We start from the raw sequence: 21,915 nt of genomic DNA on the forward strand, positions 1-21,915 counted from the left end.
TAAATGAATCAATTTGATAAGCATCAAATCATTCCTTTTTATTTAGGGAATGAAGCCTCTATTAAAGAAGCTTTAGCAAAGTACAAAGAGTTATTAGACAGCAACAAAGCAGTCATAAACCAAGTATTCGATGTAGAGTTTAAAATTATTGAAAACGATACTCAACGTCGTATTCAAGTAGCAGACACCAACAATCAAAAGTTGGTAAAAAGCGCACTGAACATGGGACCAGATGGAGGTTCAGGTTATTACCCAGAACATATTGGAGATACTGATGAAATTTATATTTCTGAAGTACTCTTTTTTGCCATTGCACTGGAGTATCCTTCATTAAAAGAAGCAGTTGTTACTACAGCAAAAGCAATTGTAGCATATAGTAGACGCTTTAATGATACCTGGAATTTATGGATAGACGATATGCGTGTTTTTGGTATTGAAGCTCTCTATATGCTCGCACGAACAAATGCTAGTTATACTTACTTACTATCGCAATTTTTAATCCCTTATTGGGATGACGAACATGCTGTTGGTTACGAAGAATATTTACGCGATTTATTCGGAATAAATGGATGGAGCAGACCTATGATTAAAGCTTTTATTTGGTGTGATAATAGTTATTTTAGACAAGCTATTGCAACATCACAAAAAGAATCATTAGGAAATTATTTAAAAGCAAATCCAGAAGAATATAACTATTTTAAACAAGCACTTAAAGAACGATTAATAGAAGAACCAGTACTATTACCTTATAGTGATAGTGACCCAGAAGAAGTACACCCTGTATTAGATATTTATTTCAGCTTAGTAGTGGTTGCTGAAGAATGGGCAGAGTCGATAGAGGATAATGAAGAGGTATTACAAGAACATTTTATTGAAGACACTTTAGAAAATGAAGCACTTGATTTAGAAAAAAATATAAAAAATACACTTCAAAAACCTTTAAGTAAAATTAGTGAAGAGGCACAAAGAGAAAAAGACGAAGACGAAGAAAGAGAAGCCTATTTTGATAATTATGAATATGGAGATGGGTTAAAAAGTGTAAAAGAGTTAATCTTACACCTAAATCGCGGTGCAGATCTTTGGAAATATGTGCAAACAGGTCAACATAAAGATGCCTTAAAAGATTTACCTCAGACTGATTTATTACCTTTGGCTAAAGAGCATGCTCGTGTTATGCACTTAAGAATGATGTATTTCACAGGTGGTTATCGTGATGAAAATGAAGTTCGTGAATCTCTAGAAAATATTATTAGTGATGTTACAGCAGAACTATTATCGTTTGAAGAAGAAGATATTGAAGAAATTTATCAAAACGGTCTAATCCTTACAATCAAAACACGACCAACTGGCGCAGCAGAGGATACTGAAGTAGAACAAAGGCAACAAGTACGTAACGCTATGTATTTACGTATACTAGATGTATTCTATTACGCATTTGGTAAAAAACCGTTTGATGACGATATTAAAGAAATTGTAACTAAAAATGATCCTTTATTAACTGTTGAGGAATATCAGCAACGTTACTATTCTCAGCTTTCAAAAGAAGCAACACTTGAAGAAAAAGAAAAGCACGAAAAAAACATCATAATAGAAGTATTACAAGAGTTTGCAGATCTTGATACAAAACTAAGTAAAAAGAATTTTGACGATGCAGCTTTTGTTTTTGAAGAAAAAAGAGAACGTCGCGATTGCTCTTGGTGGCCAAAAGATAACATAGGCTGTTGTGCTTTAGCAACGCACCTACTCTTTCAAGACTTTCAACAACGTGTAGGTGATCAATATACCCAAGATTTATTTAATTATATCAATGAAAACGTTTGGGCGCTGATGGCTAAAATGGTAAAAGAATCATTGGTAAACCCTATTGATGAAAAGTATAAAGACTTAGATACTATCAAAGAGCAAGCTTTAGCTTATATCACAGATGCAAACACTACATTAACAGAAGAAGAAGCATTAAAAACCTTTAAAAAAGTCTTACGAGTAGACAAAAAAGAAGAAGCAAGTGCTAAACAAAAAAAGTACGATTTATTCGATAATGCCTACGAAGACAACCAACGTACTGTACTTATTTGTTATTGGTTATCGCAAATGCCACTACCAAGTCAAAAACAAGGAAAACGATTATGGAAATTGTGGATAGCCTTAGCTCCGCAAAGAGTAATACAATTTTTAGCAAAAATAAGCGCAGACGATGAATATGATTACACATTTGAGAAGCCTATAAAAGAAATTGATTTTTACGACAGAATTGAAAGAAATGGAGTGCCTAAAGCGCAAAGTATTGCTTTTCAAATGGTAGTAGCTCAAAAAGAGTTTCATAATAGTTGGGAAGGAGATAAAGCTCCTTATTTAGTATGGTTAGATAAGTATAATGAAATAGACAGTACAGCAACTAGTATGTTTGATGTAATGGATAAAAAACGTGCAATAGCCTTAGACGAAGGAATGCATTACATCGAAGCAAATAGACGAATTGAATATTTTATCGACTTATCACTACAAAATGAGCGTTTTCCTTTTAACCAGCCAGAAGCATTTAAAGAAACACTAGGTAAATTGTTTCAAGTAAATTTAGTACCATGGTATAAAAGACTATCTGTATACGACGACAATACATGTAAAAGTTATCATAATCATTACAATAACGAGAATGAAGAAATTAGTGCTTTAGAGAAATTACCAATATCATTTCATCCAAATGCAGTTACCAATCTTTCTACAAAAATTAACGATTACAACCAAGTTCAATTACTCCAAAAGAAAGGAGAAAAACTCGTTATTTTACAACTAGATAAAGAGTATAACGACCATAGATTTGAAGACTCACAAATAACACCCGAAAAAGTATTGTTACCTTTTGGTCAGTTTGTGTTATTTCCCGAAGAAATAGATACAGATACAATTTTAAGCGCCATTCGTAACCAAACTACCGATACGGAAGATGTTGAATTGTTAGTTATTAAATTACAAAAGTATTTAAATGATGAGGTGAGTTACGCAGATATGACATCACTATGTAATAAAATGCTTAAAAAAGAAGATTTCAACGTCTATGATAGAAATTATTCAGCGATGACAATTCAGCAATTTATTTGGATGCTATCAGAGGAAAAACAACATCGTTTTATCAAACTTTTTGCAAACCATAGTCTTGAAGGAACCCAAATGCTAACGAGAGATTTCACCAAAGCATTTTTACGAATGAAAGTACGTGAAAAAGAAGTTAGTTTAGAAGAAATAAGAGAAAAATCAGAAGAAGATGAGTATAAAGAAGCAGCATTTACATACTTACTAAATCTTTTAGATTCTCTAGAAATAAACCCATTATACATTGCAGATATAGCGCTTGATGATTATAGTGAAACCTCAATAAATTGGTTTATTGCTTTAGGTGCAGAAAAACTGTTTGACCTATCACAAAACTTCTCAGTAGATAAACGTGTAGAATTGATAGAAATGCTTTCTGAATCTGAAGAAGCTACAAACGTTTTAAAACCCTTTTTAGAAGATGCATCCAGGATTGTAAGAGATGCTACAGAAAGTGTCTTAAACGCTTCAGAAACGATGTAAAAAACAAAAAAGCTGTCTGTTTAGGCAGCTTTTTTATGTTTTAACTTGTCATCGTCATTGCGAGCGATAGTGAAGCAATCTTTAAATCGTGTGTTTCCAACTAACAGATTACTTAGGTCACCTACTCTTTCGAAATAACGTTGAGCAGGTATAACTGATTAAAATAAGGGAATGAAAGCATAAAAATAATTTTCAAAATACCTTATTTTTATGGACAGAAGTTTTAAAACCAGCCTATGAACAACGAGAAGAATTCTAAAACTTGGAAAAAACTCTACCAAAACTCACAAGAACTTACCAAACCAACATCAATAGATAATATACTTTCTAATGATGATGTAACCTTTTTGAAACAAGAATTAAAAAACATCATCAATCGGTTTTTAGACAAAGGAGAATTACACAAAGGGCTTAAAGTATACATAAACCACGAGCTTCAAAATGGAATTGCAGAAGAAATGACTGCGAACAGACCCAAAGAAAATGAAACTATTGAACAGTGGTGTATAAAACTCTTTGGAGATCAAAAATTCGGAGTTGTTTTCAATAGTTTAGAAACGTTTAGTAATGAGTTTACAGAGAGAATGTGCCATATAGTTGCCCCACTACTCCAAAAAGCAGGTATGCCGTTGGGCGGACTTTCTTTTTTGTTTTTTATGGGAAATTATGGTTTTACCCCTTTCGGAATTCATAAAGATGCTAAAGGAGAAGATGGTTTTTTGTTTCACTTAGGCCCAAATGATAAAGGTTTTTACACTTGGGATATTGAAGAATACAACCAAATAGAACACCATACCAAAGTGTTCCACGAGGTAGAAGCAATGTTACCAACATCCACAAAATATCCGTTAAAAGAAAAATCGACCATGTTTATTCCACATCAGGTGTATCATATTGCAAAAACTGATGAGTTTTCGCTGAGTGTGGTAATGGATTATATCAATCCGTCTAGAGACTACTTAGAAAAAACAATTGCTACACAAATAGCCTCAAGAGAGTTAACTAAAAATCCAAAAGTAGGGTACTTATCACCCGTAGATATTACAAATGAAGAATTGGATTGGAATGGCTTATTAAACCCAAAAACATGGGAAAATAAATACAAAAATGCACTTACAAAATACATAACCAAACTAAAAAGTAACGCAGGAGTTTTAAATCCATCAATACTTCAAAATAACAAAGGAGTACCCAATCCACCATTTCAAATTACAGGAAAAACTATTTTTCCGTTGTTGTTACATACAGAAAACACAGAGAAAACCTGTATCATGGCAAGAGGAAACGAAGTTGTAGTTAGGAATAACTCACAACTAAGCACAATTATAGAAAAACTAAACACAGGAGAAACCATAAGTTTTGATGAACTACAAAGCCACCTCACTCCTACTTGGGAATTAATGGATGTATTTGATTTTGTAAGTCAGTTAGCACGAGTTGGAGCGATTGTTATTCATAAGGAAAAAATGTACTGTCATTTCGAGCGATAGCGAGAAATCTCACTCACGGAAGTTAGAAACATCCTTTAAAGTTCCTAACACGCGATTGTAAGATTTCTCACTTTCGTTGCACTCCAGTTCGAAATGACGTTTGAGTTGTCATTTCGACCGCAGGGAGAAATCTTTTTAATTAGAGTTAGAAATACTCTTTAAGTACCTAAAACGGGACTGTAAGATTTAGCTCCGTTGAACCTTGCGGTTTCTCAGTCGTCACTTTCTTCGAAATGACGTTTATAATTTTTTATATCTTTAAAAGAAAAATGCTAGAAAATTACGTTGTATACATCATTACAAATAAGAATAAGACCACGTTATATATTGGTGTTACCAACAACCTTCAAAAACGATTATCGCAACATTATTTTGATAGTGAACATGCTAAAAAATCCTTTGCAGGAAAGTACAACTGCTATTATTTGATTTACTATGAAACTTTCGAGAGCGCAAACGAAGCAATTCACCGAGAAAAAGAATTGAAAAAATGGCGCAGAGAAAAGAAAGAAAATTTGATTAATAGTTTTAATCCTGAGTGGCACTTTTTGAATAATGAGGTTTTTTAAGCAATACTTTTTATTACTACTGTCATTTCGAAGAAGCGATTTTATGAGCGACTGAGAAATCTCATTCATGGGAGTCACAAATACCCTTTAAAGTACCTAACATGCGACTGTAAGATTTAGCTCCGCTGAACCTTTCGGTTTCTCACTTCCGTTGCACTCCAGTTCGAAATGATGTTGAGGTTGCATGGTGTATTGTCATTTCGACCATAGGGAGAAATCTCACTAAGGGGAGTTACAAATACACTTGAAAGTGCTCAATACACAAGAATAAGATTTCTCACCTCCGTTGCACTCCAGTTCGAAATGACGTTGAGGTTGTCATTTCGACCAGGGGGAGAAATCTCACTCATGGGAGTTACAAATACTCTCTAAAGCAACAAACACCCTTACAAACTCACACACAAATAAATAACCCTTGCCTCCCTCCTCTTTTTTTACTATGTTTAACACGCTAAAAAACAAAAAGTAGTACTACCCCTTATCTCAACTATTTTTTTATTTAAAAAGTAACAACAAACACTTCTTTATGGATTACCGTAAAGGATTGTTGTTGTACACAATTAATTTTGGTAATAAAAAAGAAAACAAAAGATATTTTTAATAAGACTATCTATTAGAAGTATAACGATGTGTTTTACATAGATATAAACTATTTATAGTCAATGTAAAAAAAATCAAAACAGAATAAATGATTAGAACAGAATTCGGAACTTTTGATGGCAACAAATGGGAAAGTGTTTCCCAATTATGTTTTAAAAATAATTTCAGAGAAGAGTCTTATCAAGAAATTAAAGCAACTCCAGGAGATTATGGAATTGAAGGTTTTACAAGAACGGGAAAAGTTTTTCAATGTTACTGTCCTGATGAACATTATTCTGCTAAGGAGCTTTATGAAAAACAACGAGATAAAATTTCTAAAGATTTAAAAAAACTTAAAATTCACGAAGAACAATTAAAAAAGGCACTTGGAACTACTAAAATTAAAAAATGGTATTTCGTAACCCCTCAATATGCTAAAAATGATATTGTACAACATTGTTCACAAAAAAGAGATGAAGTAAAAAGCTGGAATTTATCAATAATTGACAATGATGATTTTGAAGTAATATTTGAAGACATTAGCTTTCTGCATCCTTTCTTAAAAACAGCTATTGAAAATTCTAATATTAAAATTGATGTAATCCCTGAAAATTCAATAGAGTCAGATGAAAAATTAAAATGGAAGGATTCAAAAATTTCATTAATTGAAAATTCACAAAATAAAAATGCTCATAGATTAAATAGTTCTTCTCCTAATTACGACTTAAAACTAGATAAGCTAGTAGATTTAAATGTAGAACATTTTTTAGAAGGTAAAAGTATCTTAACAAAATGGGAAGAAGATTATCCTGTGGGTTATGAGAATTTTTTAAAAATAACAAGCGTAATAGAATCTGAAATTGAAGAAAGGTGTATTACAAACTCGAAGAAACCTAGTGAGTTATATGAAGATTTCAGAAGTTTATTAAAAAATGAACTGCAAAATTCTTTTAAAAATTTAGCTCCGCAAATGATTTTAAAACTAACAAATTGGGCTTTAGCCGACTGGATTTTCAGGTGTCCAATTAACTTTGAATAAAATGGAATTATACGCTGAAAAAATAACATTCTCAAAGAAACCCATATCTATTCCACCTGAATACAGACCTTCTTATTCTATTGCATTAATTGTCCTAATATTAAAGATTTGTTGTCAAGGTTCAAAATCAAGTTTATTAAAACTTCATTTAATTAATTGGGCATTAAAAAGTAATGAAAACAAAAATTCACTTAAAAACTTTGTTCTTAGTAATTATACTGAAAGTTCAAAAACGTGGGGAATTGAGCCTAGTTTAAACCGAGCGTTAAACTATTCTGTTCACGAAGGTATTTGTTCAATATCAAATGGAAAGTATCAGTTATTAGGGAAAGGAGAAAAGTTTTGTTCAAAAATTTTAGAAAACCCGCAATTTTTAGATGAAGAAATTGACTTTTTAAAATTCTTAGGTAAAAGAAAAATCACAGATAACCGTATTGATTCAATATATAAAAAATGGAAAAACCAAAATGCTTAAAATAAATAACATAAAAATAGAAGTAAATACCAATAATGGTCTTTATGGTGCTTTCCATTCATTTAAGTCAGGATTAAATATTGTTAGAGGTAATAATACTAGCGGAAAAAGTAGCTTGTTTCAAGCTATTGTTTATGCTCTTGGTTTTGAAGAATTGATTGGCGGTAGATTTGAAAAAACAATGCAATCCGTTTTAAAAGACCAAGTTGAATACCCTAAAAATACCTTTCACAGTGTACTTCAATCTTTTGTTTTATTAGAAATTGAAAACTCAAATGGAGATATAATAACAATCCGTAGGTTTGTTCAAAACCCTAACAGAAAATCTCAATTAATAGATGTATATTTTGGAAGCCTCTTAGTTAACGAAACCTTAGAAAGCCGTCCAATGTTTATACACGATAATGGAGGAGCTTCTGATGTAAATTATGGATTTCATCTTTATTTAGAAGAATTTTTAAACTGGGAACTTCCAAAAGTATTGACTAACAAAGGTGATTTACGTAAAATATATATTCAACAAATTGCTTCTAGTTTTATAATTGAACAAAAATCTGGATGGTCAGACTTTTTTGCCTCAATGCCTATTTATGGTTTAAACAATAAAGAAGCTCGCATTGTAGAATTCATATTAGATATGGATGTTTACGGCAATAAAATGAAAAAGCAGGAATTAGGTATTACAAAAAGGATTCTTGAAAATGATTGGCTAAACCTCTCGAAAAGATTCGAAAGGTTTGCCGAAAAGGGAGGCGGAAAATTGATTGGTTTATCACAATCTCCGATAATCATTAATAATCTTAATGAAATAAATATTTTACTCTCAAAAGATGAATCAGACTATTCAATTTCAAACTATTTAGATTTAATGATTGAAGAGTTGGAGACTTTAAATCAAAATGAAAGAACTTCAGTAAAAGACAAAATTGGAGATAACGAAACTCAGGTTAAAATAAATGAAGAGAAATTAAATCAAATCAGCTTTGATGTGGAAATGATATCTAGTGAATTAACTTTTGATAATCAAAAATTAAGCAACTTCAATTACCAATTAGAAAATTTAAATGAAGATTTAAGAAAAAACAAAGGTGCTTTTAAAGTTCAAAAAATGGGAGCTGAAATTGATTTAAAAGTTTCTGAAAATATTTGCCCTTCTTGTAATCAAGAAATAAATGATTCTCTACTACCTCTATCTGTAAAACAAGTACCTATGAGACTAGAAGATAATATAAGCTTCTTGTCCGCTCAAATTAAAATGCTTGAAGTAAATATTGAAAGTTTGGAATCAAAAATTATGACTAAAAGTAAAAGGTTAAAAGAACTAAGAGGTTTACAGAATAATTTGAGAAGCCAAATCAGAGAATTGAAAAAAGAACTAATCTCAGACGAAAGACTTCCTTCAATAATTGATATAGAGTACAGACTTAATTTAAAGAAAAAGATTGAGTTCTATTCTAAGTATTTAGAGGATTTTTCAGAATTAAAAGATGAATTATCTTCTCTTTCAGCTAAGTGGAAAAAAATATTAGAAGAACAGGAAAAACTTAAAACGGATACTTTTTCACCAAATGACATTATTAAATTAAAATCGCTAACTAACAATTTCAAATCTCTATTAAGTAAATTTAATTATAGTAGTAAAACTATAAACGATATTGCAATATCAGATGAAAACTATTTACCATTAGCAAAAAAGCCAAATGATAATTTATTTTATAACATTAGGTTTGATTCTTCCGCTAGTGATTTTGTGAGAAGTATTTGGGCATACACCTGTAGTTTATATAAAACATCTATTGAAAAAAAAGGTAATCATCCAAATTTATTAATGTTTGATGAACCAAAACAACAAGATATGTCAATTTCTGATTTCACTAACTTTTTAAAAGAATTATCTACTTATAAAAAAGCACAAACATTATTATTTGCTTCTTTTGAAAACTCAGATGAAACTTTTAATAAAGCAACCGAAGGAATTGAATTTCACTTAAATTATATCAATGAAAAATTAATAAAACCAATTGAATAAAGGATCGGTTATTAAAATGAATATAAAAAACAGCGCTTTTAGTCATTAAACAAAACTCCCACACAAAAAATAAACCTCGTACATTTGCGTAAAATTTTTGTACGTTGAGCAAGCAAGCAATTGTAAACCAATACCAACAATCTGAGAATGTAAAACAGATTGTAAATCAGCTTCAACAAGATCCACACCATTTTCAAATTACGAATTTGGTCGGTTCTTCGTTGTCTTTTGTCATTTCTGAAACTTTTAAACAAGCCGATAAACCTTACTTGTTAATTTGTAACGACAAGGAAGAAGCTGCTTATTATCTAAACGATTTAGAGCAGTTATTGGGCGATAAAAATGTGTTGTTTTATCCGGGTTCGTATCGCAGACCCTATCAGATAGAAGAAACCGACAACGCCAATGTATTGCTGCGTTCAGAGGTGTTAAACCGTATCAATTCTCGAAAAAAACCTGCGATTATTGTTACCTACCCCACTGCCCTGTTCGAAAAAGTAGTCACCAAAAAAGAATTGGCAAAAAACACGCTAAAAGTAGCCGTAGGTGAGCAAGTATCGCTCGATTTTGTCAACGAAGTACTGTTCGAATACCATTTTAAACGCGTTGATTTTGTAACCGAACCAGGAGAATTTTCGGTACGTGGTGGAATTATCGATGTGTTTTCGTTTTCTCACGATGAACCCTATCGTATTGAGTTTTTTGGTGATGAGGTAGACAGCATCCGAACGTTTGATGTAGAAACGCAACTTTCTAAAGAAAAACTGAAGAAAGTAAGCATTATGCCCAATGTAGAAAACAAAGCGTTGGAAGAAAGCAGAGAAAGCTTTTTAAAATATATTTGGTCTAAAACGGCTGTTTTTGTTAAAAATGTAGACTTGTTAAGCGATTCGTTAGACAAATTCTACCGAAAAGCAGAATTGTCGTTCAACGAACTATCTACAGAAATCAAACACGCAAAACCAGAAGAACTGTTTTGCAACGGTGAGTTAATTAAAAATCAATTACAAGAATTTACATTAGCGCACTTGTCATCTCTAGCAGAGACGAAAGATCTTACCGAGATACGTTTCGATACGCATCCACAGCCCTCTTTCAACAAAAAATTCGACCTGTTAATTCAGAATTTTAATGAATTTTCAGCCAAAGGATTTACCAATTATATTTTCTGTTCTAACGACAAGCAAGCACAGCGTTTCCACGATATTTTTGACGATGGTGAACAAGAAGTTTCCTATGAAACCATTGTGTTTCCGTTATATCAAGGGTTTGTAGATTTAGACAATAAAATTGTTTGTTATACCGATCATCAAATCTTTGAACGTTATTACAAATTCCGATTGAAGAATGGATACGCGAAAAAGCAATCCATCACCCTACAAGAATTGACCAAATTAGACGTAGGTGATTATGTAACCCACATTGACCACGGTATTGGAAAGTTTGGCGGATTGCAAAAAATAGATGTCGAAGGTAAAAAGCAAGAAGCCATCAAGTTAATTTATGGCGACCGCGATATTTTATACGTGAGCATTCACTCGCTACACAAAATATCAAAATTCAATGGAAAAGACGGAAAACCGCCTAAAGTATATAAACTAGGGTCGAATGCTTGGAAAAAAGTCAAGCAAAAAACCAAAGCCCGCGTAAAACATATTGCATTCAACCTAATTCAGTTATACGCAAAACGAAAACTGCAAAAAGGATTTGCTTTCGGACCCGATACGCACATGCAACACGAGTTGGAAGCAAGTTTCTTATACGAAGACACACCCGATCAGTTCTCTTCTACCCAAGAAGTAAAAGCCGATATGGAAAAAGAACAACCCATGGATCGTTTGGTGTGTGGTGATGTTGGTTTTGGAAAAACAGAAATTGCCATTAGAGCTGCTTTTAAAGCGGTAGATAACGGAAAACAAGTTGCAGTGTTAGTACCAACCACGGTTTTAGCGTTTCAGCACTTTAAAACCTTTTCTAAGCGATTAAAAGATTTTCCGGTTACCATTGACTACCTAAACCGTTTTAGAACCACAAAACAGCGCAAAGGCGTGTTAGAAGGTGTTACCGATGGAAGTGTAGATATAGTGATAGGAACACATCAATTAACCAATAAAGCAGTTCAGTTTAAAGATTTAGGATTGTTGATTATTGATGAGGAACAAAAATTTGGAGTAGCAGCGAAAGACAAGTTAAAAACGATTAAAGAAAATGTAGATACGCTAACCTTAACAGCAACCCCAATTCCGCGTACCTTACAATTCAGTTTAATGGCGGCGCGAGATTTATCGGTGATTAAAACGCCACCACCTAACCGTCACCCCATAGAAACCAATGTAATTCGCTTTAGTGAAGAAACCATTCGCGATGCGATTTCGTATGAGATTTCTCGTGGAGGACAAGTGTTTTTTATCCACAATCGTATTGAAAACATCAAAGAAGTAGCAGGATTGTTACAACGCTTACTTCCGAATGCAAAAATTGGCATTGGGCACGGACAAATGGAAGGAAAAAAGTTAGAAGAACTCATGCTTGGCTTTATGAACAATGAGTTTGATGTACTAGTTTCTACTACGATTATTGAAAGTGGATTGGACGTACCAAATGCCAACACGATTTTTATTAATAATGCAAATAACTTCGGATTGTCTGACTTGCACCAAATGCGTGGTCGTGTAGGACGTTCGAACAAAAAAGCCTTCTGTTATTTTATTACGCCACCGTATCATCACATGACCGATGATGCACGTAAACGAATTCAGGCATTAGAACTGTTTTCTGATTTAGGAAGCGGATTGAATATTGCCATGAAAGACTTGGAAATTCGTGGTGCTGGAGATTTGTTAGGAGGCGAACAAAGTGGATTCATAAACGATATTGGGTTTGATACGTATCAGAAAATCTTACAAGAAGCCATTGAAGAACTGAAGGAAAATGAGTTTAAAGACTTATATCCTGTGGATGAAAATGTACCGAAAGAGTATGTAAAAGAGGTGCAAATAGATACCGATTTTGAAATTCTATTCCCAGATGATTATGTGAATTCGGTAACCGAACGTTTGAGTTTGTATAACAAATTAGGAGCCTTAACTACAGAAGAAGAATTGCAAACTTTTGAAACTGAAATTATCGATCGTTTTGGAGAATATCCAACACAAGTGGCCGATTTATTAGACAGTGTTCGTATTAAATGGTTAGCGAAAGAATTAGGTTTAGAAAAGGTGATTTTAAAACAAAAACGATTAATAGGATATTTTGTAGCCGATCAACAAAGTGCTTTTTATCAAACGGAAGCATTTACGAAGATGTTGAGGTACGTACAGCAAAATCCGAAGAGTTGTGTAATGAAAGAAAAGAAAACCAAAAACGGTTTACGTTTACTCATCACTTTTATAAAAATTGATAGTGTACATAAGGCGTTAGAAACCTTACAGAAAGTGTAAAACATCATTACGAGTGAGGAACGAACGAAGCAATCTGTTTATTAGAAACTCACGATTTAGAGATTGCTTCACTTCGTTCGCAATGACGAAAAAAAGTGTCATTACGAGGAGGATACGACGAAGTAATCTGTCTGTTGGAAACTTCATGATTAAAAGATTACTACTCCCGATATTTCGGGGTCGTAATGACGATACAAAGAAACTGTCAGTTCGAGTGGTTTTCACGATTGAAATGAGTGAAAATTGTATCGAGAACTAGCTTATATGCATCTCGACACAAAATTTCTTTCCTCTATCGAAAAAGAAATTCACTCGATGTGACAATTAAGCTCACAACCAAAATATTGGTATGCTCACTTAGCAATGACGGAATAAAGAATTATCATTTTTGTAAAAAGTAACTAATTTGTTGATAAGTTTTAAAGTGAAAATATATTTTGTTTACATATTACAATGTTCAGATAAAAGTTATTATACAGGAGTAACTTCCAACCTTTCTCAACGAATATTTCAACACCAAAAAGGAACTTTTAAAGATAGTTATACTTCAAAAAGAAGACCTGTTTCATTAGTTTTTTATTGTGAGTTTACCAACGTAGAAATGGCTATTGAAAAAGAAAAACAAATAAAAAAATGGTCTAGAGCAAAAAAGGAAGCTCTCATAAATAATGAGTTTGAAAAACTACCGAACTTAGCAAAGAAGAAGTTTAATAATTAAGCTCTGTCTGTTCGAGTGGTTTTCACGATTAGAATGAGTGAAAATTGTATCGAGAACTAGCTTATATGCATCTCGATACAAATTTCTTTCCTCTATCGAAAAAGAAATTCACTCGATGTGACAATTAAACTCATGACCAAAGATTGTCACGCACTAGCTTGTCTTGAGTGACAGTCGAAAGGCTCGCAATGACGAGAATAAACAAAACGTCATTTCGAGCGGTAGCGAGAAACCTTAAGATTAAGAATTACTCCTTTTAAAAGAGATTTCTCCCTCTGGTCGAAATGACATACTTTTACATCCATGCAAACCAATCACGCAAAAAATCTATCAGGAATTATTTTAGCTACGTTATTTATCAGTACTTCAGGAGTACTAGGTAAATATATTGCAATGCCTTCAGAAGTTATTGTGTGGTTTCGCTCGGTGTTTGCTATGGTAATTTTATACGTGTTTTGTCGATTTAAAAAGATTGATTTAACCATACAATCAAGAAGACATTTGTTTCCGTTTTTAATGGGCGGAATTTTTATGGGAGCACATTGGATTACGTATTTCTACGCGTTAAAACTATCTAATGTAGCCATTGGAATGTTGTCGTTGTACACTTTTCCGGTAATGATTGCTTTTTTAGAACCGCTATTTTTAAAGATAAAATTCAACCCAATTCACATTGTATTAGGTCTAATGGTTTTACTAGGACTGTATATTCTAGCTCCTGAGTTTGATATTAAAAACACTCAAGTTCAAGGAGTATTGTTTGGCTTACTCTCTGCCCTATCGTATTCTATAAGAATTTTAATATTAAAGCAATACGTAATACAATACAACGGAGTAATGTTGATGTTTTACCAAACCGTAATCATTACAGTTTTATTAGTTCCAGTTCTATTTTTTATGGATGTTTCAGGATTTCAGGAACAACTCCCCTATTTGTTATTATTAGCGTTGTTAACTACCGCTATCGGGCATAGTTTGATGGTATATTCCTTACAGTTTTTCACCGCGTCAACTGCAAGCATAATAAGTAGCATTCAGCCTGTTTTCGGAATTTTGTTAGCATTTATTTTCTTAAACGAAGTTCCCACGTGGAATACGTTTATTGGTGGAAGCCTGATTTTAACAACAGTAATTATTGAAAGTATTCGAAGTAGAAAAGGCTAATGTATTCTTTGCTGCTGCTGAATAATGGTTTTCATACTTACATCTTCATAATTTCTACGAACAAAAGTTAGTGCGCTATCTAAAACCTCTCCCATACCGTCACTATCTCTAAAATTAATATCACCAGTAAACTCAAAAATTTCCGATTTTAATTGTTCGATATTTTTAGGAGTAGAAATATTATCTGATTTCATAGCAGCAAGCAAGCGGTTTAATCGAGAACGAGATCCTAAAATTCTTTTAGCAACAATTGATCGTTCTTCTATTTGATATTGCTCAATAGATTCTGAAGTAAGCTTGTCTCCTACCAATTGAACTAGCTTTAAATTTTCTTTAAAAAACTGTGGATAATACACTTTAAACTTTCCTTCATAACACTGCTGGTCAAAATCTATCGGACGAATTTTATATACCACATTTTCAAAATCGTGTGTAGGTACTACAACATAGTTGTACGAACGCATATCACCCAACAAACGAATCATACAACGTTCGTTAAATTTTACAAATTCTTTAGCTAGTTGTGCTTTTTCAATATCTAAACAATCCTCTAAATAATCGTTGATAAAAACATCTCCTGGAATTCCTGATATGTGCTCTTCTATGAGTGTATCTTCATATACCAAAAAGTTTAAGTTATAAGGTGATAAAATATCCTCTAACTCTAGTCCGTAAATACGAGAAGCATCGGTTCTTTTTACGTAAAAATAAGTGTAGTTATCATTTAAAATATTTCGAATTTTTATACGAAAAGGTTTTGAGTTACCAAACGTACAAAAGTCGATAGCATCAACATTTAAGTGTTTAATACTGGCGTCAGAACCATTAGAATGTAAGATGTTGTATACTTTTTTTAGATATAAATCAATTTCTGCTCGCTCAAACTCATTGTAAAAAACACGTATCCACAACGTATCATTATCGTGTTTATCATACACAGCAACTGCTCCTTGAAAACGTAACAAATCATCATAAAAAATAGGAATTTTTATAGTTCTGTTATGCCTTTTCAAGTAGTTTCCTAGTTTTTTATTAACTGGAAAAGCAGGTTTTTTTTGTGATATGAGTTTATATTCTGACATGCCTCAAAGGTACTAAACTTCAAACATTTTTCCCGGTAAAGGTTTTATAACCCCTTTTAATTCCATTTGAACTAAAATAGATGATAATTGATAAGTAGGAAGATTACAATCCAAAGCAATAACATCTAATAACTGTTTACCGTTTTGTTGTAAATAATCGTGTATTTTTTGTTCGATAGAGTTAAGCTCAACAAATAATTCTTTTTGTTTGGGTACGGCAGCTTGCCGTAGATCCCAATTGAGCATTGTTATAATATCTTGAGCCGAAGTGAGTAAATGTGCTTGATTATTTTTAATGAGATTATTACATCCTTTGCTATATACATCAGTAGCTCTACCAGGTAGAGCAAATACATCTCGGTTGTACGAATTGGCAATATCAGCAGTAACTAATGAGCCACCTTTTTCAGCAGATTCAATAATAATGGTCGCTTTTGATAATCCTGCTACAATGCGATTTCGTTTTAAAAAGTTTTCTCTCATAGGTTGCTCATCGTGCCAAAACTCAGTAATAAGTCCACCATTTTCATTTACTTGATGAATATATTTTTTATGAGTTTTCGGATAAATTTCATCCAACCCATGTGCCAATACAGCAATAGTTTGTAAGTTGTTTTTTATTGCGGCTTTATGTGCACAAATGTCTACTCCGTAAGCAAATCCACTAACAATTATAGGATTATAATCTTTTAAATCTTCAATAAGTTGATTACAGAAATCGCGTCCGTACGAACTCATTTTCCGAGTTCCTACAATTGAAATGATTTTATTGTTTTTTAGGTTGAGGTTTCCATCTTTAAAAAGTAAGATAGGAGCATCAATGCAATGCTTTAGTTGTTGTGGGTAATCTTCATCTAAAAAATACGAAAAAGAAATGTTGTTTTGTTGAATATATGTTAGTTCCTCTTCTGCTCTTTTTAGGTTGTTTTCATCAAAGAGATGTTGAGTTACATGAGTTCCAATTCCGTTAATTTTATGTAGTGTATTTTTCTTCTCTAAAAACACTTGTTCAACACTTCCTACGGAGGTAATTAGCTTTTTTGCCAAAATATCACCTACGTTTTTTGTTGCCTGTAACCGTAGAATAGCTAGCAATTTTTCTGAATTCATATAGCAATAATTTGAGTATCAATATACAAAAAACTGTTAATAAAAATTACAAGATTACTTGAAAGTAATGTACTAAAAAGCTATATTTGTTATTATGACATTAGCCAACTACATTAACGATTTATTATATAGATACGATTGCGTAATTGTTCCTAATTTTGGAGGATTTGTAACGAATAAAATTGGAGCTAGAGTAAATACTACTACGCACACTTTTTATCCGCCAAAAAAACAACTAACGTTTAACGCATATTTACAGCATAATGATGGTTTATTGGCTAATTATATAGCTTCGAGTAAAAATATTTCTTTTGAAGAAGCTGTTACTTTTATTGCTGAGGAAGTTGCACAATGGAATGAGAAGTTGGAAACAACAAGTGTAACTGTTGCTTCTGTAGGAAGTTTGTCTTTAAATGAAGCTAAGCAAGTTGTTTTTGAGCCTAACCTATCAAGTAACTTTTTAACTGAATCTTTTGGTTTGGCTGAGGTTTCAACACCATCTGTAGAAAGAGTAAAAGAAGTAACAATTAAATCATTACCTACTACTGAAGAAAACAAAAGAACAATTCCGTTATATGTAAGAAGAGCTGCAGCAGCGGCTGTTTTTATCGGAATTGCTTATGCAGGATGGAATGGTGTTCAAAATCAACAACAACAAGTATTAGCAAACCAAGAAGAAGCTGTTGAGAAGAAAATTCAATCAGCAACTTTTGTAATTGAAAACCCGTTACCAACCATTAACTTAAACGTAAGTAAAGAAGCTAGAAACTTTCATATCATCGCAGGAGCTTTTCAAGAAGAGCACAATGCTGAAAATAAATTAGCTGAACTACAAGATAAAGGTTATGATGCTTCTATTGTTGGGAAGAATGGATTAGGGTTAACTCAAGTAGCTTTTGCAAGTTATGCAACTAAGGTTGAAGCTAGAAAAGCCTTAGAAATTATTAAAGAATCAGTAAGCGAAGACGCTTGGTTATTGGCTAAATAATCTGCATTTATTTTAGGTAGATTTTTTTGTTGCTGTATCTTTGCAGCAAAATTTAATTGATGAGAGCAAAATCACCAAAAGAATCGTTAACTGTACTTACCGATTTAGTTTTACCAGGAGAAACAAATTATTTAGATAACCTTTTTGGAGGAGAATTATTAGCTCGTATGGATAGAGCTTGTAGTATTGCTGCGCGCCGTCATTCGAGAAGAATTGTAGTAACAGCCTCTGTAAACCACGTAGCATTTACCAAATCGGTACCTGTAGGAAGTGTGGTAACTTTAGAAGCAAAGGTTTCACGTGCTTTTAAATCATCAATGGAGATTTATGTAGATGTTTGGATTGAAGACCGTCAATCTGGTGAAAAAACCAAGGTAAATGAAGGAATTTACACGTTTGTAGCTGTTGACGAAACAGGAAAACCAGTGCCAATTCCTCAAATTGAACCAGAAACTGAATTAGAAAAGCAGCGTTATGAAGCAGCTTTACGTAGAAAGCAATTAAGCTTGGTTTTAGCAGGAAAAATGGATCCTAAGGAAGCAATAGAGTTGAAATCTATTTTTATGGATTAAAACAGTTTATATTTCATCAACATTGCCGCTTTCAGATAAGAAAATGGCAATGTTTTTTGTTTTATCAAACTGAGAAAAGATAATAATCATAATTACCGTAATAGGAACTGAAAGTATCATTCCTGTTATTCCCCATATTTCTCCCCAAACAGCTAAAGAAAGTATAGTAACTAACGGACTTAAATTTAGCGATTTTCCAAAAACTCTAGGTTCTACAACATTACCAACTACTACTTGGATACTTCCAACTGCAAATAAAACGACTAAAAAAGGAGGAAACTCTCCAAATTGAATTAAACAAAATATCGCAGGAAAAGCAGTTGCTATTAACGATCCTATAGTAGGAATATAATTCAATAAAAAGATAAGAAACGCCCAAAATGGAGCTCCGTCTACCCCTACTAACAACAATACAAAATAACTAAGGATACCAGTTAATAAACTAACATAGGTTTTTAGTCGTAAATAGTTTGAAATAGAGTCTTCAATCTTTTTTAAGATAGATTGAAAGCTTTTAGGATTGTTTTGAGAACTCATAAACACTTTTTGCAACTTCTTTTTAAAATTACTTTCCTCTAAGAAGATGAATAAGGCATAAATAATAATCATAAAGGTATTTCCTAGCAAACTACTAATTCCGTTCGCTATATCGCCTAAAACAGAGCCGTAATCGAAATCTCCAACAACCGATTGTAATGACTTAATAATATCGATATGAAAATAAGCGTCTAAACGTTTTATAATAGCATCAACATTTGGTTCGTATTTTGAGTACGAAGTGGTTAAATTTGAAATACTATTGGTAATTATTTCCGAAACAAAACCAAAACCTAAAATTATAAGCGTAAAAACAAATACATTACTTAGCCAAAAAGGAATAAAACGTTTAGCAAAAGGAATTTTATAGATGGTTTTCCGAATTTCACGTGTTAAAAACCAAAAAATAAGTGCAAAAACAAATGGAATTAAAATTCCTTTTCCAATAACCAATGTTGCAATAATTGCTACGGTTACAATAATAAAGTTTGATGCGTTTTTCACACGTTTAAATTTGATTACAATTTAAAAATAAAATTTATTAATGTTCTTGTTATGGTGTTATGAACGAATCCACTTAGCAGGATTTAATCGGTTTCGGTCTTTATACAACATAAAACTAAGCTGTGTTTTACCTGTTACTTTGTTAGTAAATACTTTTCCTAGTTTGTCGCCAGTTTTAACAGCATCACCTTTTTTTACATAAACTTCTTTTAACTTATTGTAGGCAGAAATATAGTTACCGTGTTGTACTAAAACTGATTTTCTTCCATCAGAGTGTAATTGAATAACCAAAACTTTCCCGTTAAAAATACTTTTTACATCGGTATTTGCTTTGGTTGCAATATATAACCCGTGACTGTTGATGCTAATTCCAGGAAATGTAGGGTGTGGTTGAACTCCATATTTTCGTGTAATAACACCTTTAACTGGCCACGGTAAATTACCCCTATTTTGTTCAAAGTTAGCAAGTAAAGCTTTTTCTTCGGCATTTAAAATAAAACCAGAGCTTTTGGTTTTACCTTTTGTTGTTTTTTTACCCTTATTTGCTTTGGCAATAGCATCTCTAATTAACTTATCAATTCTGGCAGCAATTCTTTTTTCTTCTCGTTGTTTCTTTTGTAAGTCACTTTTGTATTTTTTCTCTTCTTTTTTAATTTTAGAGATGAGTTTTTCTTGGTTTTTCTTATCGTCTTCAATTTCTTTTTTCTGACTTTTCTCGTCAGAAAGTAAAGCTTCTTTTGATTTTTTTTGAGCAGTTAGTGAATCGTTTAATTGCTCTACCTCTTTAGCTTTTACGATAATTTCTTCTCCTTGTTTTTTTCTGTAGTCTTTGTACTGTTGCATGTACTTTAAGCGCTTATAGGCCTGGTAAAAGCTTTCAGAAGACAATAAAAACATGGTTTTACTCTGTTGCGATTTACTTTTATAAGATTTAACTACCATATCTCGGTAGTCATTTTTTAATTCAGCTAGTTCGTCGTTGTATTTTTTTAATTGTTGCTCGTTAGATTTGATTTCTTTTGAAAGTAATTTGGTTTCTAACTCAATAGTTTCTATTAAGCGTTCTCTAACACCAATTTTTTGGTTTAGGTCTTTTAAATCATCTAAAGCACTGCTCTTTTTTTTCTTTGTTTTAAACAAAAGATTATTAACCTGCTCTATTTCATTTTTTAGTTTCTTTCGCCTATTTTCTAGCTCTTTCCTACTTTGAGCAAAAGAAGAAATTCCTACAAAAAACAGGCATAAAAAAGAGATATAAAAAACAGGGTACTTCATAATTATAATTGAATTTCTTTGTATCCGTTAGGAATATTAAAACTTACATTTAGTTTAGTATCGTATTCTACTGAGCGTGTAGTAATATCAATAATAGTAAATTTATTTTTTTCTTTAGCTTTTATGTTAATTTTCTCAGGGAAAAAAGTAGTGTTTTTCTTATGATATTTTGGGTAACTAATATCTAAGCGTTGATCTTTCAACGAGTTTACAATTAACTGCTTATTTAGCTTAAAGTGTTTAGGGTTTATGTAGAAAAACAAATCGAATAAAACAGGTTGTTTTTTAGGAGATAACTGATATGATTTTTCTTGAATTTGAACTTCTTGACGCTCAGATTTTACATCCATTAGAGCTTCCCCTAATAACATGCTTTGTAATTGTTGAAAGTTAATATCAGTTCCTAATAGCTTTTTTAGCATCATAAAATCTCCATCAAAATAACTCTTTTCATATGGAGAGTAAAACTGAACTTTTGTTGGGGTGATTTTAGCTTTAAAAATAGAGATGATTTTGGTTCCTTTTAACCAAATAACTTCATCTTTTTTTATTTTCATTCGTACTGAAAAACCTAAACTTTCTTTATTGTTTTTGTAATTAACTTTTAGACGAGCATCTACTGTTTTTTTGTCAAAACTTGTAGCAATATGTTTTTTAGCTACTTTGCGTGCCGACAATTCTTTAATAGCGACATCACCAGTAACGTTTTTGGTAGATTTACAAGAGGTTAATCCTAAAAATAATATAACTAATAAGGTGGTATATTTCATA

At 32.3% G+C, this 21,915-nt stretch carries 16 protein-coding genes; 11 read left to right on the top strand and 5 right to left on the bottom strand.

The genetic code is table 11. The annotated features are described in order from the left end of the window. Positions 1-3 precede the first annotated feature (3 nt). The 9 genes from VCM48_RS10220 (at position 4) to VCM48_RS10260 (ending at position 15,076) form a co-directional block, all read left to right on the top strand. Positions 4-3,573, top strand: coding sequence for a hypothetical protein (locus VCM48_RS10220; RefSeq protein ID WP_482270432.1), 3,570 nt, complete (start codon positions 4-6; stop codon positions 3,571-3,573). 236 nt (positions 3,574-3,809) lie between these two features. Beyond that, positions 3,810-5,063, top strand: coding sequence for an RNA methylase (locus tag VCM48_RS10225; RefSeq protein ID WP_482270433.1), 1,254 nt, complete (start codon positions 3,810-3,812; stop codon positions 5,061-5,063). Between the two features lie 269 nt (positions 5,064-5,332). Next, positions 5,333-5,632 carry a GIY-YIG nuclease family protein gene (locus VCM48_RS10230; RefSeq protein WP_482270434.1) on the top strand — a complete coding sequence of 100 codons (300 nt, stop codon included), beginning with the start codon at positions 5,333-5,335 and terminating at the stop codon, positions 5,630-5,632. A 688-nt stretch (positions 5,633-6,320) separates the two neighbouring features. Then, entirely contained in the window at positions 6,321-7,250 is a 930-nt protein-coding gene (locus VCM48_RS10235; RefSeq protein WP_482270435.1) for a hypothetical protein, read from the top strand. A 1-nt stretch (position 7,251) separates the two neighbouring features. Then, on the top strand, positions 7,252-7,725 hold the full coding sequence (locus tag VCM48_RS10240) for a hypothetical protein (RefSeq protein ID WP_482270436.1): 474 nt from the start codon (positions 7,252-7,254) through the stop codon (positions 7,723-7,725). Then, on the top strand, positions 7,718-9,754 hold the full coding sequence (locus VCM48_RS10245; protein ID WP_482270437.1) for a hypothetical protein: 2,037 nt from the start codon (positions 7,718-7,720) through the stop codon (positions 9,752-9,754). The genes VCM48_RS10240 and VCM48_RS10245 overlap by 8 nt, the downstream gene beginning before the upstream one ends. 104 nt (positions 9,755-9,858) lie before the next feature. Then, positions 9,859-13,194: a transcription-repair coupling factor gene (mfd, locus tag VCM48_RS10250; protein WP_482270438.1), complete on the top strand. Its 3,336-nt coding sequence runs from the start codon at positions 9,859-9,861 to the stop codon at positions 13,192-13,194. Positions 13,195-13,618: 424 nt separating this feature from the next. Then, positions 13,619-13,912: a GIY-YIG nuclease family protein gene (locus tag VCM48_RS10255; protein ID WP_435253924.1), complete on the top strand. Its 294-nt coding sequence runs from the start codon at positions 13,619-13,621 to the stop codon at positions 13,910-13,912. Between the two features lie 303 nt (positions 13,913-14,215). Beyond that, positions 14,216-15,076, top strand: a complete 861-nt coding sequence (locus VCM48_RS10260; protein ID WP_274638874.1) for a DMT family transporter — start codon at positions 14,216-14,218, stop codon at positions 15,074-15,076. On the opposite strand, the gene VCM48_RS10265 is transcribed toward VCM48_RS10260, so the two are convergent. Further along, positions 15,073-16,158, bottom strand: coding sequence for a hypothetical protein (locus tag VCM48_RS10265; protein ID WP_099214909.1), 1,086 nt, complete (start codon positions 16,156-16,158; stop codon positions 15,073-15,075). The genes VCM48_RS10260 and VCM48_RS10265 overlap by 4 nt on opposite strands. A gap of 12 nt (positions 16,159-16,170) precedes the next feature. Beyond that, positions 16,171-17,268: a DNA-processing protein DprA gene (dprA, locus tag VCM48_RS10270; protein ID WP_482270439.1), complete on the bottom strand. Its 1,098-nt coding sequence runs from the start codon at positions 17,266-17,268 to the stop codon at positions 16,171-16,173. Between the two features lie 94 nt (positions 17,269-17,362). Here dprA and VCM48_RS10275 point away from each other — a divergent pair, with 94 nt between their 5' ends. Next, positions 17,363-18,256 (top strand): HU domain-containing protein, encoded by an 894-nt coding sequence (locus VCM48_RS10275; RefSeq protein WP_482270440.1) that lies wholly within the window; start codon positions 17,363-17,365, stop codon positions 18,254-18,256. A gap of 59 nt (positions 18,257-18,315) precedes the next feature. Further along, positions 18,316-18,828: an acyl-CoA thioesterase gene (locus tag VCM48_RS10280; RefSeq protein ID WP_099214905.1), complete on the top strand. Its 513-nt coding sequence runs from the start codon at positions 18,316-18,318 to the stop codon at positions 18,826-18,828. A 6-nt stretch (positions 18,829-18,834) separates the two neighbouring features. Here the strand turns inward: VCM48_RS10280 and VCM48_RS10285 are convergent, their stop codons facing one another. Genes VCM48_RS10285 through lolB1 form a run of 3 tightly spaced genes read right to left on the bottom strand, consistent with a single transcriptional unit; the run spans position 18,835 to position 21,914 of the window. After that, positions 18,835-19,869 (bottom strand): AI-2E family transporter, encoded by a 1,035-nt coding sequence (locus VCM48_RS10285; protein WP_164723401.1) that lies wholly within the window; start codon positions 19,867-19,869, stop codon positions 18,835-18,837. 57 nt (positions 19,870-19,926) lie between these two features. After that, a complete protein-coding gene (locus VCM48_RS10290) occupies positions 19,927-21,144 on the bottom strand; it encodes a murein hydrolase activator EnvC family protein (protein ID WP_482270441.1) in 1,218 nt (405 codons plus the stop codon). Positions 21,145-21,146: 2 nt separating this feature from the next. Continuing rightward, positions 21,147-21,914 carry a lipoprotein insertase outer membrane protein LolB1 gene (lolB1, locus tag VCM48_RS10295; protein ID WP_274638880.1) on the bottom strand — a complete coding sequence of 256 codons (768 nt, stop codon included), beginning with the start codon at positions 21,912-21,914 and terminating at the stop codon, positions 21,147-21,149. Between the last annotated feature and the right edge of the window lies 1 nt (position 21,915).

It is taken from the genome of Tenacibaculum sp. DPLXC6, assembly GCF_056815515.1.

Coding starts and splice junctions, on each gene's coding strand:
- VCM48_RS10235 (WP_482270435.1), top strand. CDS start 6,321: ATGATTAGAACAGAATTCGGAACTTTTGATGGCAACAAATGGGAAAGT.
- VCM48_RS10245 (WP_482270437.1), top strand. CDS start 7,718: ATGCTTAAAATAAATAACATAAAAATAGAAGTAAATACCAATAATGGT.
- VCM48_RS10280 (WP_099214905.1), top strand. CDS start 18,316: ATGAGAGCAAAATCACCAAAAGAATCGTTAACTGTACTTACCGATTTA.
- VCM48_RS10265 (WP_099214909.1), bottom strand. CDS start 16,158: ATGTCAGAATATAAACTCATATCACAAAAAAAACCTGCTTTTCCAGTT.
- VCM48_RS10225 (WP_482270433.1), top strand. CDS start 3,810: ATGAACAACGAGAAGAATTCTAAAACTTGGAAAAAACTCTACCAAAAC.
- VCM48_RS10260 (WP_274638874.1), top strand. CDS start 14,216: ATGCAAACCAATCACGCAAAAAATCTATCAGGAATTATTTTAGCTACG.
- dprA (WP_482270439.1), bottom strand. CDS start 17,268: ATGAATTCAGAAAAATTGCTAGCTATTCTACGGTTACAGGCAACAAAA.
- VCM48_RS10240 (WP_482270436.1), top strand. CDS start 7,252: ATGGAATTATACGCTGAAAAAATAACATTCTCAAAGAAACCCATATCT.
- VCM48_RS10230 (WP_482270434.1), top strand. CDS start 5,333: ATGCTAGAAAATTACGTTGTATACATCATTACAAATAAGAATAAGACC.
- VCM48_RS10290 (WP_482270441.1), bottom strand. CDS start 21,144: ATGAAGTACCCTGTTTTTTATATCTCTTTTTTATGCCTGTTTTTTGTA.
- VCM48_RS10275 (WP_482270440.1), top strand. CDS start 17,363: ATGACATTAGCCAACTACATTAACGATTTATTATATAGATACGATTGC.
- VCM48_RS10220 (WP_482270432.1), top strand. CDS start 4: ATGAATCAATTTGATAAGCATCAAATCATTCCTTTTTATTTAGGGAAT.
- lolB1 (WP_274638880.1), bottom strand. CDS start 21,914: ATGAAATATACCACCTTATTAGTTATATTATTTTTAGGATTAACCTCT.